The following is a 13189-nucleotide window of genomic DNA, read 5'->3' as shown; positions in this document are numbered from 1 at the left end:
CGTCGCCGGCTTGGCGAAAACGGCCAGCTCAGCGCGCGTGCCGCCGGACCAGCTCGCGTGGGCTGAGCCCGGTCAACTGGCGGCTGTCGCGGACCAGGTGCGGGGCGTCGCCGTAGCCGGCCTCCAGCGCCGCCGCGGTCAGGGTGGCGTGGCCCGATGCCAGGCGCAGGAAGCGTTGCAGGCGCAGGATGCGCTCCAGGGTCTTGGCGCCGTAACCGAACGCGTCCTGGCAGCGGCGCCGCAGCGAGCGTTCGCTGATGCCCAGGCTGCGGGTCAGTTCGGCCATCCGCGGCGCGGTGTCGCCGGCCAGCTGCGCGAACACCCACGCCATCGGCAGGTCCGCCGCGAGCGGGCGGCTGGCGCACAGCGCGTGCAGCAACGGTAGCGGATCGGCGCCGTCCTGCAGCCGCGCCTGCCACTCGCGGCCGCGGCCGTCCCACAGCGCCTCCAGCGCGATGCGTTGGTCGGCGATGGCATGCAGCGGGACGCCGAGCAGGCTCGCGCCCGCGCCGGCGGCCAGGCGCACGCCGCTCAGCACGCTGCCCGGCGCCAGCGCCACGCTGCTGGCGCCGCGGTCCGGCCCGGCCACGAACAGCGCGCGCCCGTCCCAGATCAGGTCCACGCAGCCGTCGGGCAGCACCTGCGTCGGCAGCGGATCGGCATCGCCCTGGCGGAAACGCCAGCTGCAGCGCAGGCGGTCGCGCAATGCCGGCGGTGCGTCGGTTTCGGCGTAGCGGGAGGACGTGGGCAAGGCGGTGGTCATCGGGCGATCGGCGTTGCGTCGCACAGTATGGCCTGCGCTCGGCAGACACGCGCGGCGTTCGCCAGCCGCGCGCGCTGCCGGTTCGCCGAGGGCACTGCGGCGCCGCTCGGCCTCCTGCGCTTAGCGATGGGAGCGGCCAGCGCCGAGCGCGTCGCTGCCGGCCTGCCGCTGCCGGTGGAACCAGGCCACCATCGGCGAGGCCATCAGCGTGGTCACCAGGGTCATCCCGAACAGCAGGGTGAACAGGTCCGGGCCGATCAGGCCGCTGTCCAGGCCGATCTTGATCACCACCAGTTCCATCAAGCCGCGCGCGTTCATCAGCGAGCCCACGGTCAGGCTGTCGCGCCAGTCGTGGCCGCTCAGGCGCGCGCCCAGCGTGCAGCCGAGCAGCTTGCCGAGCACCGCCACGCCGATCACCAGGACGAAGCCGGCGATGCCCGCGCCGGCGAGCGCGCTGGGGCTGGTGGCCTGGCCGGCGACCGCGAACAGCACCGGCATCAGCAGGGTGATCGCCAACGGTTCGATGCGTCCGGCCAGGTGTTCCAGCAGGCGATCCTCGCGCGGCAGGCAGATGCCGAACAGGAACGCGCCGAAGATCGCGTGCAGGCCGATCCATTCGGCCGCGGCCGCGCATGCCAGCAGGCCGATCAGCACCCACACCAGCGCGGTGGGCGCGTAGCCGCCGTCGCCGACGCGCGGCCTCAGCAGGCGCGCGTAGAGCGGGCGCAGGACGCCGAAGACCACGGCGACCAGCACCAGCACGCCCACCGCGGTGAAGCCGACGCCGCCGTGCGTGTTGCCGCCGGTCAGGGTCAGCACGATCGCCAGGAAGATCCACACGGTGGCGTCGTCGATCACCGCCGCGCCCAGCGCCAGGCGGCCGGCCGGCGTGCGCGTCATGTTGCGGTCCTTGAGGATCCGCGCAAGCACCGGAAACGCGGTGACCGACATCGCCGCGGCGATGAACAGCGCGAACGGCCAGAAGCCGATGCCGTGCGGCGCGAAGCGCGGATACAGCCATGGCGCGGCAGCCAGCCCGAGCAGCAACGGCAGCACGATGCCTGCCAAACCGACCGTCATCGACGCGCGCACCTGCGCCTTGGTCCCGTCCGGCGCGCGCAGTTCCACGCCGACGACGAACATGAAAAGCACCACGCCGATGTTGGCCAAGCCGGACAGCGGCGGCAGGCTGGCGTGCGCGAACAGCGCGCCGTGCAGCTCCGGCAGCCAGGCGCCGAACGCGATCGGCCCGAGCAGCAATCCGGCGGCCATCTCGCCGATCACCGGCGGCTGGCCGACGCGTTGCAGCAACGCTCCGCACAGGCGCGCCACGCCGAGGATCACCGCCAGTTGCACCAGCAACAGCGTCGTTGGATTCATCGCATCAGCCCTTCCACTGGATCGGAGCGGCGCGTACCGGCAGGCCGTCCGCGGTGTGCATGGTCATCGGTCCTGTCCCCGGGCGCCACCCGCCGAATGCGCCGCGCGCGGACGGTGCAGCGTCCTGGCTAGTCTATGCCGACCAAAGCGCGCGAAGCAGTCGCCGCCGGTGCGGGCATCCAGCTCGCCGGCCATTGGTCCGGACCCCGCAGGCAGCCGTGCGGCGGCGGCCGATGCGCCACCGTTGCGACCACGCGATCCGCACGCACCGCCATGCAGGCGTGGCGGCAGCTTGGCTCAACGCTCAGACGGCCCGCTCTCGTCGTAGCCGCGCGGGGTGAACAGGTCCGGCTGGATCAGCTCGATGAAGGCGCGCGCCTGCGGCGACAGGAACTTGCCCTTGCGCACCACCACGCCATAGCTGCGGGTGGGGAAATAGTCGCCGAGCGAGCGCGTGGCCAGCTTGCCGCGGTCGGCCTCGGTGACGCAGATCGAACTGACGATGGAGATGCCCATGCCCATCGCCACGTACTGCTTGATCACTTCCCAACCGCCCACTTCCAGCGCCACCGTGTACGGCACCCGCGCCTGCTGGAACACCAGGTCGACCAGGCGATAGGTCACCTGGCGCTTGGGCGGCAGGATCAGCGGATACGGCGACAGGTCGTCCAGGGTGAGCTTGGGCTTGTTCGCCAGCGGGTGGTCGCGCGGGGCGATCAGCAGTTGCTCGAAGCGGTACACCGGCGCGTAGCTGAGGTCGGCCGGCACGTCGAGCATCGAGCCCACCGCCAGGTCCACCGCGTCCTCGCGCAGCAGGTCGGTGCCATCGGCGCTGATCGCGTTGTGCAGGGTCAGGCGCACCTCCGGGTGGCGGGCGCGGAAGTTCTCCACGATCTTCGGCAGCAGGTACAGGATGGTGGAACTGTTGGCGGCGATGTTCAGCTCGCCAGCGTCCAGCCCGCGCGCCTTTTCGCGGAAATCGGCCTCCAGCCGGTCCAGGCTCTCCACCAGCGGCTGCGCCATTTCGTACAGCAGCTGGCCCTCGCGGCTGGGGATCAGGCGCCGCCCGCTGCGCTCGAACAGCACCACGCCCAGCTCCCGTTCCAATGCCTGCAGCTGCAGGGTCACCGCCGGCTGGCTGACGAACAGCGCCTCGGCGGCGCGTGAGACCGAGCCCAGCCGCACCGTCTGGCAGAACGCGCGCAGCGGCTTCAACCGGTCGGATTTGTAAGGAAAACGAGGGGTTGCGGTGCCGCGCGTAGGCATGGCGTGATAGATATAAGGTGAGCTTATTTAATGCATTGATAAAACTGTATTGTCAAATACTTGCGGCGGACGCACGGTGGCAGCCCGGAAACATCGAGGAACCCCACCATGTCCGCCGCCGCCTTCGCCGCTTCATCCCCCTCCGCCGACCGCTCCACTCCGGGCATCACCCTGACCGCCTCGCTGGCCGGCCAGGACGCCTTGCTGCCGCCGGCGGCGCTGGCCCTGCTGGTGTCGCTGCACCGGGCGATCGAGCCCGAGCGCCAGGCGCGGCTGGCGGCGCGGCGCGAGCGCCAGGCCTGGTTCGACGGCGGTGGCCTGCCGGACTTCCGCGCCGACACCCAGGCGATCCGCGACGGCGACTGGCGCGTGGCGCCGCTGCCGGCGGCGCTGCAGGACCGCCGCGTCGAGATCACTGGCCCGACCGATCCGAAGATGGTCATCAACGCGCTGAACTCCGGCGCCAAGGTGTACATGGCCGACTTCGAGGACTCGACCGCCCCGACCTGGCGCAACCTGGTCGCCGGGCAACGCGCGCTGGCCGAAGCGGTGGCCGGTACGTTGACCTTCACCGCGCCGCCGGCGCGCGACGGCAGCCAGGGCAAGCGCTACACGCTCAAGCCATACGACGAGCAGGCGGTGCTGATCGTGCGTCCGCGCGGCTGGCACCTGGACGAGAAGCATGTGCTGGTCGATGGCCAGCCGCTGGCCGGCGGCCTGTTCGACGCGGCGCTGTTCGCCTTCCACAACGGCCGCGCGCTGCTGGCCAAGGACCGCGGCCCGTACCTGTACCTGCCCAAGCTGCAGTCGATGGAAGAGGCCGCGCTGTGGGAGGCCGCGCTGTCGCACATCGAGGCGATGCTGGGCCTGCCGCAGGGCCAGATCAAGGTCACCGTGCTGATCGAGACGCTGCCGGCGGTGTTCGAGATGGACGAGATCCTGCATGCGCTGCGCGAGCGCATCGTCGGCCTGAACTGCGGCCGCTGGGACTACATTTTTTCCTACCTGAAGACCTTCCGCCGCCACCGCGACCGGGTGCTGCCCGAGCGCGGCCAGGTGACCATGACCCAGCCGTTCCTGAAGGCGTATTCGGAACTGCTGATCCGCACCTGCCACCGCCGCGGCGCGCATGCGATGGGCGGCATGGCCGCGCAGATCCCGATCGGCCACGACGAGGCGGCCAACGAGCAGGCGATGGCACGGGTGCGCGCGGACAAGCTGCGCGAAGTCAGCGCCGGCCACGACGGCACCTGGGTCGCGCATCCGGCGCTGATCCCGATCGCCCGCGCCATTTTCGACGAGCACATGCACGCGCCGAACCAGCACGACGTTCGCCGCGAGGACGTGCAGGCCGACCGCGACACGCTGATCGCGCCGTCCGCCGGCACCATCACCCGCGCCGGCTTCGAGGGCAACATCGAGGTCTGCGTGCGCTACCTGGCGGCGTGGCTGGACGGCAACGGCTGCGTGCCGATCCACCACCTGATGGAGGACGCCGCCACCGCCGAGATCAGCCGCAGTCAGCTGTGGCAGTGGCTGCACGTCGGCGGCCTGCACCTGGACGACGGCACCGCGATCGACTTCGCGCTGTTCGACGCGTGCATGCGCCAGCTGCCGGCGCGCCTGGGCGAGCGCGCGCTGCTGCCCGGCGGCAATCGCCTCGACGACGCCATCGCGCTGCTGGACGGACTGACCCGCAGCGACGATCTGGCCGAGTTCCTGACGTTGCCGGCGTACCAGATGATCGATTGATTGGACGGCAGGGATTGGAGATTGGGGATTCGCAAATGCGGATCCGGCGTCTTCCGAACCCTGCGCCACGTCCTCGTCTCCACCGCACCACCGTTTCATCGCCGTATCCATTCCGAGGAGAACGCAAGATGAGCACCACGCTGCAGACCGCCGAACAGATCCAGCACGACTGGGACACCAATCCGCGCTGGGCCGGGATCACCCGCAACTACACCGCCGCCGACGTGGTGCGCCTGCGCGGCACCGTGCACGTGGAGCACTCGCTGGCCCGGCTCGGCGCCGAGAAGTTGTGGAAGTACCTGCACGAAAAGGACTTCGTCAACGCACTGGGTGCACTGACCGGCAACCAGGCGATGCAGCAGGTCAAGGCCGGGCTCAACGCGATCTACCTGTCCGGCTGGCAGGTCGCCGCCGACGCCAACCTGGCCGGGCAGATGTACCCCGACCAGTCGCTGTACCCGGCCGACTCGGTGCCGGCGGTGGTCAAGCGCATCAACAACACGCTGCTGCGCGCCGACCAGTTGCACCACGCCGAGGGCAAGGACGAGATCGACTTCCTGCAGCCGATCGTGGCCGATGCCGAGGCCGGCTTCGGCGGCGTGCTCAACGCCTTCGAACTGATGAAGGCGATGATCGAGGCCGGCGCGGCCGGCGTGCACTTCGAGGACCAGCTGGCCTCGGTGAAGAAGTGCGGGCACATGGGCGGCAAGGTGCTGGTGCCGACTCGCGAGGCAGTCGAGAAGTTGAACGCCGCGCGCCTGGCCGCCGACGTGCTCGGCGTGCCGACGCTGCTGGTCGCGCGCACCGACGCGGAGGCCGCCGACCTGGTGACCAGCGACATCGACCCCAACGACCGTCCGTTCACCACCGGCGAGCGCACCGTCGAAGGTTTCTTCAAGACCAACAAGGGCCTGGACCAGGCGATCAGCCGCGGCCTGGCCTACGCCCCGTACGCCGACCTGATCTGGTGCGAGACCGGCAAGCCGGACCTGGAGTTCGCGCGCCAGTTCGCCGAGGCGATCCACGCCAAGTTCCCGGGCAAGCTGCTGGCCTACAACTGCTCGCCGAGCTTCAACTGGAAGAAGAACCTGGACGACGCGACGATCGCCAAATTCCAGAAGGAGATCGCGCGCTACGGCTACAAGTTCCAGTTCATCACCCTGGCCGGGTTCCATGCGCTGAACTACTCGATGTTCAATCTGGCGCACGGCTATGCGCGCCGCCAGATGAGCGCCTTCGTCGAGTTGCAGGAAGCCGAGTTCGCCGCCGCCGATCGCGGCTTCACCGCGGTCAAGCACCAGCGCGAGGTCGGTACCGGCTACTTCGATGCGGTGACCCAGGCGATCCAGCAGGGCCAGTCCTCCACCACCGCACTGAAGGGCTCGACGGAGGAAGAGCAGTTCCACGGCGAAAAGGCCGCCTGACCTGCAGCCGGGCGTTCGTTGTTCGCCGATCCCCACGGGAGGGGAGAGCCCGGGTTCGCCCGGGCTTTTTTTATTTCACCATGACTCCCGCACCGAACTTCGCTGGACTACGCCGAAGCCCCATGCAGCAGGTTTATCAATAACTTAGGTGAGTCCAACATATGCCGGTGCTTTCCGAAACCTGACCTAGCTTCCCCTCTGCTGGCCCCTAGAAGGCTCCTGGGAATCGGGTCTTTCCGAGGAGTCATCGTGGCAAGAATCAAGCTCACCAAGTCCGCCGTGGAGGCGGCGAAACCCCAGGCGCAGGCCGTCGAACTTCGGGACACGCTGGCGCCCGGCTTCCTGTGCAAGATTACACCAGCGGGCCGCAAGGTCTTCATGCTCCAGTACCGCACGAACGCCGGGGAGCGCCGCAAGCCCGCCTTGGGCTTGTTCGGGGAGTTGACCGTTGAGCAGGCTCGCTCGCTGGCGCAGGAGTGGCTGGCGCAGGTGCGCCGGGGCGGCGATCCCAGCGCCGATAAGGCAATCGCCCGATCCGCCCCCACGGTCGCGGAACTGTGCAAGAAGTTCATGGAGGACCACTCCAAGCAGCGTAACAAGCCCAGCACGCAGCGCGGGTATCAGGCGGTCATCGACCGTTGCATCGTCCCGATGCTAGGCCGCATGAAGGTGCAGGACGTGAAGCGGCCCGACGTGGCGTCGGCGATGAAAAAGATGGTCCACAAGCCGGCCGAGGCGAACCGTACTTTCAGCGTCATGCGCAAGATGTTCAATCTGGCCGAGGTGTGGGGATATCGGCCTGACGGCACCAACCCGTGCCGCCATGTCCCGATGTATCCCAACGGCAAGGCCACCCACCTCATCAGCGACGAGGAAATGGGCAAGCTGTTCCGGTGTCTCGCGTTTCTGGAAACCGACGGCCTGGGGCAGGATCACGCGATCCTGCCGCTGGCGATCCGGCTGCAATTCGAGTTCGCGGGCCGCCGCTCCGAAATCGTCGCGCTGCAATGGGATTGGGTTGATCTGGAGAACCGGCGCGTGGTCTGGCCCGACAGTAAGACCGGCTGCATGTCCAAGCCCTTGAGCGAGGAAGGCCATCGGCTGCTGTCTACCGCGCCCCGGAAGGACGGTTGCCCGTATGTGTTCCCGTCCCCGAACCATCCCGGGAAGCACATGACCACGGGCGAGTATTACGGCGGTTGGACGCGCATCCTCAAGCGCGCCGGCGTGACCCATGTGGGGACGCACGGCATCCGACATCGCTCGGCTACCGACATTGCCAATTCGGGCATCCCGGTCAAGGTCGGCATGGCGCTGACGGCGCACAAGACCGTGGCGATGTTCATGCGCTACGTCCACACCGAAGACAAGCCGGTACGGGAGGCGGCCGAACTGGTGGCCAGCCGACGCCAAGCCATCACCGGGGTGCGGCGAACGGATCCGGTGGAAACAGCGGCTACCTAAGCCAACTTCTTGCGATTCATACCCGAACGGATATAATCATGGTTCAGAAACGCAAGCTGCTGTACTGGGAAGGCTCCTCGAAGAAGGACTTCAAGGAGTTTCCCATCGACGTACAGAAGGACATGGGTGTCGCGTTGTTCATCGTCCAGTTGGGCAGCACGCCGCCTTCGGCCAAGCTCTGGAAAGGGTTGGGCTCCGGTGTGTACGAATTGGTGGAAGACAACCGGAGCGACACCTTCCGGGCAGTCTATACAGTGAAGATGGGCGATGCGGTACATGTACTACATGCGTTCCAGAAGAAGTCCAAGTCCGGCGTCGCCACGCCGCAGCCGGACGTGAAACTGATCGAGAAGCGGTTGAAGGCCATACTGGCCCGTCATAAGACGAGCGGGAGATAAACGATGAAGCGTAGTGACCATCCGCAAGGCACTGACAACGTGCTGCGAGATTTGGGCTTTGACGATGCTGAAGAGCTTTCGGCAAAGGCAGCGCTCGCGCTCAAGCTCAATGAATTAATTGACCATCGCGGCCTGAGCCAGACGGAGACTGCTGCGATCACGGGCATGACTCAACCGAAAGTGTCCCAAGTCCGCCGCTACAAGCTCCAGAACATTTCACTGGAACGGCTGATGCAGGCTCTGGTTTCGCTGGACCAGCGCGTAGAGATTGTGGTGCAGCCAGCGCGGCGTGCACATTCGGCGTGCATTACGGTTGCCGCATGAGTCGGTGGCGTCTGCATAGAGGGAGATGGGGAGAATGAAGTTTGCTTATGAAGATTTGAGCGACGATCAGTTCGAGGTACTGATCGTGCTCTTGTGCCAACGCTTGCTCGGTATCGCCGTTCAGGGATTCGCAAAAGGGCCGGATGGCGGGCGTGACGCAAAATTTGTCGGCACGGCGGAACTGCACCCCAGTAAGGCCGCCCCGTGGGTGGGCACGGTCATTGTTCAGGCCAAGCATACCAACGGGTACAACCGCAGCTTTTCGGAGCTGGATTTCCACAGTACATCTAGCAGCAACACGGTGGTCGGCAAAGAACTGCCACGCATCAAGAAGCTGCGCGAGGCCAAGCAACTCGACCACTACATGCTGTTTGCGAATCGCCGCCTGACCGGCAATTCCGAGACAGAAATCCGTGACCACATCGCCGCCCAGTGCGGCGTCCCTGCTTCTTCTATCTATCTTTGCGGCCTGGAACAACTAGAACTTTGGCTGAAACGCTTCCCAGAAGTGGCCCTGGAGGCGAATTTGGATGCGGTGGACTCGCCGCTGATTGTCAGTCCAGATGATCTTGCCGAGGTTGTTCAGGCGCTTGCGCGCCAAAAGGATGGCCTGACAGCGTTACTCGACGACCCGCCGACCGTGCGCGTGACGTATGAGGAGAAGAACGCGCTCAACAATATGACGGCAGCATATGCAAAGGAGCAGCGGCGTAAATACCTGAAGGAAACGGCGCAAATTCGCACTTTTCTGGCTGCGCCAGAAAATATCGAATTGCTGCGCATGTACGAATCTGTGGTCGATGAGTTTCAGCTCAAGATCCTTGCGAAGCGCAAGGACTATCAGACCTTCGACGAAGTCATGGAGTATCTGGTGGATCTGCTGTTCACTCGCGACCCCGTTCTTCGGCAACACGTCCACAAGCGACTGACGAGAGCCATTCTTTTCTACATGTATTGGAACTGTGACATTGGGGAGGTGGATGATGCTGCGACCAACCAAGCACTCCCATCCTGATCGCACAGTAGTTAATGTTTCTCTTCTGCTCCTGTCGCGGCTGAAAAATCGTCGCATCGATGAATACGATGTCCTGCGAAAATTTGCAAAGAAGCACGTTGTGGGCGGCGACGTGCTTTTCCTGCCTGCACTCAATTTTCTCTATCTGATGGGCCTGATTGAATATCGTCCTAAGACGGACGCAGTCGAATACGTAGGGCCAAATGAAGCTATCTAAACTCTATTCAAACAAGCCGGATGTGTTCGAGCCCGTGGACTTTGCTCTTGGGCTGAATGTCGTCATGGCGGAAATTCGTCTGCCGGAGAATCGGAACAAGGACACCCACAATCTTGGGAAGACCACGCTGGGGCGTCTTTTGGATTTCGGCTTCCTGGCAGGCAAAGACCCTAAGTTCTTCCTCTTCAAGCATTTTGAATTGTTCAAGGATTTCGTCTTTTTCCTTGAAATTGAACTGGAGGACGGCTCCTTCATCACGATCCGACGCAGCGTAGAAGACGCGACCAAGATCGCCTTCAAGCAGCATGAGGCAGGCCATCAGGACTTGTCGGCGTTGGCGCTCGCGGAATGGGGTCATCGGGACGTTCCTTTTGAACGCGCACGCGAATTGCTTGATGGCCTGCTCGACTGGCGTGCTCTCAAGCCGTGGTCGTACCGCAAAGCGCTTGGCTATCTGTTGCGGTCACAAGAGGATTTCCGCGAAGTTTTCCAGCTTCGAAAGTTCGCCTCCAAACATGCTGACTGGAAGCCATTTCTTGCACATCTTCTGGGCTTTGATGCCAAGCTTATCGCTGACCATTATGCGAAAGAGTACGAACTTGCCAAGAAGCAGGAGATAGCGCAAACCATAAAAAATGAACTGGGAGGTTCGGTCGAGGACATCAGCAAAATTGAAGGCATTCTTCTGCTTAAGCAAAAGGACGCAGAGAAGAAACAGGTGCTGCTGGATGCTTTCGATTTTCGTGCCCAGGACAAGGATCGCACCAAGAAGGTGGTTGATGAAGTCGATGAGCGAATCGCTGCGCTGAATTCGGAACGCTACTCCTTAAGTCAAAACAGGAAGAAGGTGCAGGCATCGTTGCAGGAAGATCAAATCCTTTTCAGTCCCGATGAGGCGCAGAGGTTGTTTGGCGAAGCCGGCGTGCTGTTCCAAGGGCAGATCAAGAAGGATTTTCAGCAGTTGATCGCTTTCAATAGGGCCATCACAGATGAGCGCCGTGGCTATCTCAAAGAAGAATTTGCGGAAATCGAAGGAGAGTTGAAACGGGTGAACGCAGAGTTGAATGTGCTGGGGAAGAAGCGTTCGGAAATGCTCTCCTTTCTGAGCGGAACGGATGTTTTCACCAAGTACAAACAACTATCGGATGAGATGGTGACGTTACGCGCGGACATCACATCATTGGAGCACCAGAAAGGCCATTTGCATCGGCTTCAGGAGTTGCGTACAGAAATTCGGTCCCTAGCGGAAGAGCGTGACCATTTGCAGGCACGGATTGAAGCCGACGTGGACAAGCAAAACTCCGATCAGGCAAGCCTGTTCTCCACGATCCGCGTTTTCTTCAGCGAGATTGTTGAAGAAGTCATTGATCGCAAGGCGCTGTTGAGTGTGGCGATCAACCAAGCAGGTCATCTGGACTTCAAAGCGGAAATTCTCGATGGATCGGGTAATGCCACCAGTGCTGACTTGGGGCATACATACCGCAAGCTGCTGTGCGTTGCCTTCGACATGGCCGTGCTGCGAGCGCACTTGGGCGAGAAGTTTCCGCGCTTTGTCTATCACGACGGAGTGTTGGAGTCGCTGGACGACCGAAAGAAAGAGAACTTGCTGACAGTTGTGCGTCGCTATGCAGATTTAGGGTTGCAGCCGGTCATCACGCTGATTGACTCCGATTTGCCAGTACGAGCAGAAGATGATGCCCCTGTTTTTACAGCGGGTGAAATCGTCGCCACGCTACATGATGAGGGGGATCACGGCCGAATCTTCAAGATGAGAGGTTGGTAATTCAATCCTCATTGGTTCACGTGATCATTCAGGGCATCCTCCTGGCATTCAACGTGATGGCTTGTGCGCGTTAGAGCGTGTTCTGAACTTTGAGCGCCGCAATATTAATGAGGCTAGGGTGCTGTGATGCCCCGCAAGGCGATGCCGCGTTGGGCGCTGGTTTGGAAGTAGGAGCCATACACGTGCAAGCTTGGCTCTCAAACGGCACGCCAACGATGGGCTTGGCCGGCCGGATTTTGAAGGATAGGCGGTGACGCGATGAAGCTAAATAAGGCTTGGTGGGAGCATCTTGCGCCGAAGTCGATGATTGGACGGCGGCGCGAGGTTGAGCAGCTGCTTGAAGACTTCGTGCGGTCCTCCGAATACGGGCGGGAATGGGCGCGGGTGGCTGCGAATCCCCACGGCGTGTTTAGGCTCAAGCCAGGCCAACTGATACCCGTGGTGCGCATGATTTTCATGGGCGACCGTCCGGGATTCATCTCTCCGTTCCGGAAGCTCATGGATGGGCACAGAACCGTGGACCGCAAGCCAGAGTACGGTCTCGGCGCCCTAGGCGAAGGCGAGTTAGCTATTCAGCCTACGATTTCGGTGGAAGTCGTTACTGACCCTGCGTACCTGGCTGCGGCCATGCGCGGAGCTACGCAGATTGACGAAAGCACCATCAGGAGCCCTAGCCTTGTATTTTCGGTGCCCGCGCACTTCCTGCTGTCGCCCAAGCACTACCCCGAACGCGCATATGTCCTCTACCAGCACATCTTCGGCGCTGGTGCGTCGTACCCCGACGACGGGTCCTTTTATGTGGGTGTGTCCACCCGTAGCTGGCAAAAGCGCTGGTCCGAGCACCGTCGTGCGATTGAGACGGGCAGTCCATTGCTTTTCCATCGCCGATTTCGAGAAGAGCAAGAGGGTGGGCGTCTCACGTACGTGCACCACAAGGTGATGGCTATCACCGACGATGTGGAGCAGCTCTACGAGGCGGAAGAGTTCCTGGTGGAAGGGCATTGGGATGACGAACGCCGGCTCAACATGGTGCCGGGCGGAAAGAGCGGCCTGCGCTACCTGCGCGAAAACGGATTGCTTTCAAAAGGCGTCGTTCCTCTGCCCGATGACCGCGACAAGATTCTGCGCAAGTGGCTGAATGACCATCCCCGCTTGGGATTACCGGCGCCATGGGTCGCCGAAAAGTGGAAGGACAACGACTGGGCGATAGCGCAGATTTGCGGGCGGGACGGGCGCTTATCCGTGGTCCAAGTCAAGGCAATACGCGAGCTCGCCAACAACCACACGCCCGAGGAAATTTACGTGCGCATCGGGGCGAAAGACGTGGACCAAGTGAAAAGAGTCTTGGATGGAAAAACCTACGCACGAATAGCCTGATCTCCCAAGTGCTATACCCAGCCACC

General features: G+C 63.4%; 12 protein-coding genes. 9 read left to right on the top strand and 3 right to left on the bottom strand.

All coding sequences use genetic code 11. The features are described from left to right. Positions 1–28 precede the first annotated feature (28 nt). The 3 genes from NUG20_RS20555 to NUG20_RS20545 all read right to left on the bottom strand — a co-directional run bounded on the left by NUG20_RS20555 (position 29) and on the right by NUG20_RS20545 (position 3409). Positions 29–763, bottom strand: coding sequence for a helix-turn-helix domain-containing protein (locus NUG20_RS20555; protein WP_263396225.1), 735 nt, complete (start codon positions 761–763; stop codon positions 29–31). 120 nt (positions 764–883) lie between these two features. Further along, positions 884–2143 (bottom strand): cation:proton antiporter, encoded by a 1260-nt coding sequence (locus NUG20_RS20550; protein WP_263396224.1) that lies wholly within the window; start codon positions 2141–2143, stop codon positions 884–886. A gap of 297 nt (positions 2144–2440) precedes the next feature. Then, entirely contained in the window at positions 2441–3409 is a 969-nt protein-coding gene (locus NUG20_RS20545) for a LysR family transcriptional regulator (RefSeq protein WP_263396223.1), read from the bottom strand. Between the two features lie 108 nt (positions 3410–3517). Between NUG20_RS20545 and aceB the strand changes: the two genes are divergently transcribed. The 9 genes from aceB (at position 3518) to NUG20_RS20500 (ending at position 13163) form a co-directional block, all read left to right on the top strand. After that, entirely contained in the window at positions 3518–5161 is a 1644-nt protein-coding gene (gene aceB / locus NUG20_RS20540; RefSeq protein WP_263396222.1) for a malate synthase A, read from the top strand. A gap of 128 nt (positions 5162–5289) precedes the next feature. Beyond that, positions 5290–6585, top strand: a complete 1296-nt coding sequence (aceA, locus tag NUG20_RS20535) for an isocitrate lyase (RefSeq protein WP_263396221.1) — start codon at positions 5290–5292, stop codon at positions 6583–6585. A 249-nt stretch (positions 6586–6834) separates the two neighbouring features. Beyond that, positions 6835–8049 (top strand): tyrosine-type recombinase/integrase, encoded by a 1215-nt coding sequence (locus tag NUG20_RS20530; protein WP_263396220.1) that lies wholly within the window; start codon positions 6835–6837, stop codon positions 8047–8049. A gap of 38 nt (positions 8050–8087) precedes the next feature. Next, positions 8088–8447: a type II toxin-antitoxin system RelE/ParE family toxin gene (locus NUG20_RS20525; protein ID WP_263396219.1), complete on the top strand. Its 360-nt coding sequence runs from the start codon at positions 8088–8090 to the stop codon at positions 8445–8447. Between the two features lie 3 nt (positions 8448–8450). After that, positions 8451–8771, top strand: a complete 321-nt coding sequence (locus tag NUG20_RS20520) for a helix-turn-helix domain-containing protein (protein ID WP_005732991.1) — start codon at positions 8451–8453, stop codon at positions 8769–8771. Between the two features lie 34 nt (positions 8772–8805). Beyond that, on the top strand, positions 8806–9786 hold the full coding sequence (locus NUG20_RS20515) for an ABC-three component system protein (RefSeq protein ID WP_263396218.1): 981 nt from the start codon (positions 8806–8808) through the stop codon (positions 9784–9786). Continuing rightward, on the top strand, positions 9755–10003 hold the full coding sequence (locus NUG20_RS20510) for an ABC-three component system middle component 8 (RefSeq protein WP_184229311.1): 249 nt from the start codon (positions 9755–9757) through the stop codon (positions 10001–10003). The genes NUG20_RS20515 and NUG20_RS20510 overlap by 32 nt, the downstream gene beginning before the upstream one ends. Beyond that, positions 9990–11786 (top strand): DUF2326 domain-containing protein, encoded by a 1797-nt coding sequence (locus tag NUG20_RS20505; protein WP_212583771.1) that lies wholly within the window; start codon positions 9990–9992, stop codon positions 11784–11786. Before NUG20_RS20510 ends, NUG20_RS20505 begins: the two co-directional genes overlap by 14 nt. A 258-nt stretch (positions 11787–12044) precedes the next feature. After that, positions 12045–13163, top strand: a complete 1119-nt coding sequence (locus tag NUG20_RS20500) for a hypothetical protein (protein ID WP_263396217.1) — start codon at positions 12045–12047, stop codon at positions 13161–13163. Positions 13164–13189 lie beyond the last annotated feature (26 nt).

It is taken from the genome of Xanthomonas sp. CFBP 8443 (assembly GCF_025666195.1).
Lineage (GTDB): Bacteria > Pseudomonadota > Gammaproteobacteria > Xanthomonadales > Xanthomonadaceae > Xanthomonas_A.
The sequence above is the reverse complement of the archived record's forward strand: the minus strand, read 5'-3'. Positions and strand labels throughout refer to the sequence as shown.

Excerpts from the sequence above, each read along its gene's own strand:
- NUG20_RS20555 (WP_263396225.1), bottom strand. The coding sequence starts at position 763 with ATGACCACCGCCTTGCCCACGTCCTCCCGCTACGCCGAAACCGACGCA.
- NUG20_RS20550 (WP_263396224.1), bottom strand. The coding sequence starts at position 2,143 with ATGAATCCAACGACGCTGTTGCTGGTGCAACTGGCGGTGATCCTCGGC.
- NUG20_RS20545 (WP_263396223.1), bottom strand. The coding sequence starts at position 3,409 with ATGCCTACGCGCGGCACCGCAACCCCTCGTTTTCCTTACAAATCCGAC.
- aceB (WP_263396222.1), top strand. The coding sequence starts at position 3,518 with ATGTCCGCCGCCGCCTTCGCCGCTTCATCCCCCTCCGCCGACCGCTCC.
- aceA (WP_263396221.1), top strand. The coding sequence starts at position 5,290 with ATGAGCACCACGCTGCAGACCGCCGAACAGATCCAGCACGACTGGGAC.
- NUG20_RS20525 (WP_263396219.1), top strand. The coding sequence starts at position 8,088 with ATGGTTCAGAAACGCAAGCTGCTGTACTGGGAAGGCTCCTCGAAGAAG.
- NUG20_RS20520 (WP_005732991.1), top strand. The coding sequence starts at position 8,451 with ATGAAGCGTAGTGACCATCCGCAAGGCACTGACAACGTGCTGCGAGAT.
- NUG20_RS20515 (WP_263396218.1), top strand. The coding sequence starts at position 8,806 with ATGAAGTTTGCTTATGAAGATTTGAGCGACGATCAGTTCGAGGTACTG.
- NUG20_RS20510 (WP_184229311.1), top strand. The coding sequence starts at position 9,755 with ATGCTGCGACCAACCAAGCACTCCCATCCTGATCGCACAGTAGTTAAT.
- NUG20_RS20505 (WP_212583771.1), top strand. The coding sequence starts at position 9,990 with ATGAAGCTATCTAAACTCTATTCAAACAAGCCGGATGTGTTCGAGCCC.
- NUG20_RS20500 (WP_263396217.1), top strand. The coding sequence starts at position 12,045 with ATGAAGCTAAATAAGGCTTGGTGGGAGCATCTTGCGCCGAAGTCGATG.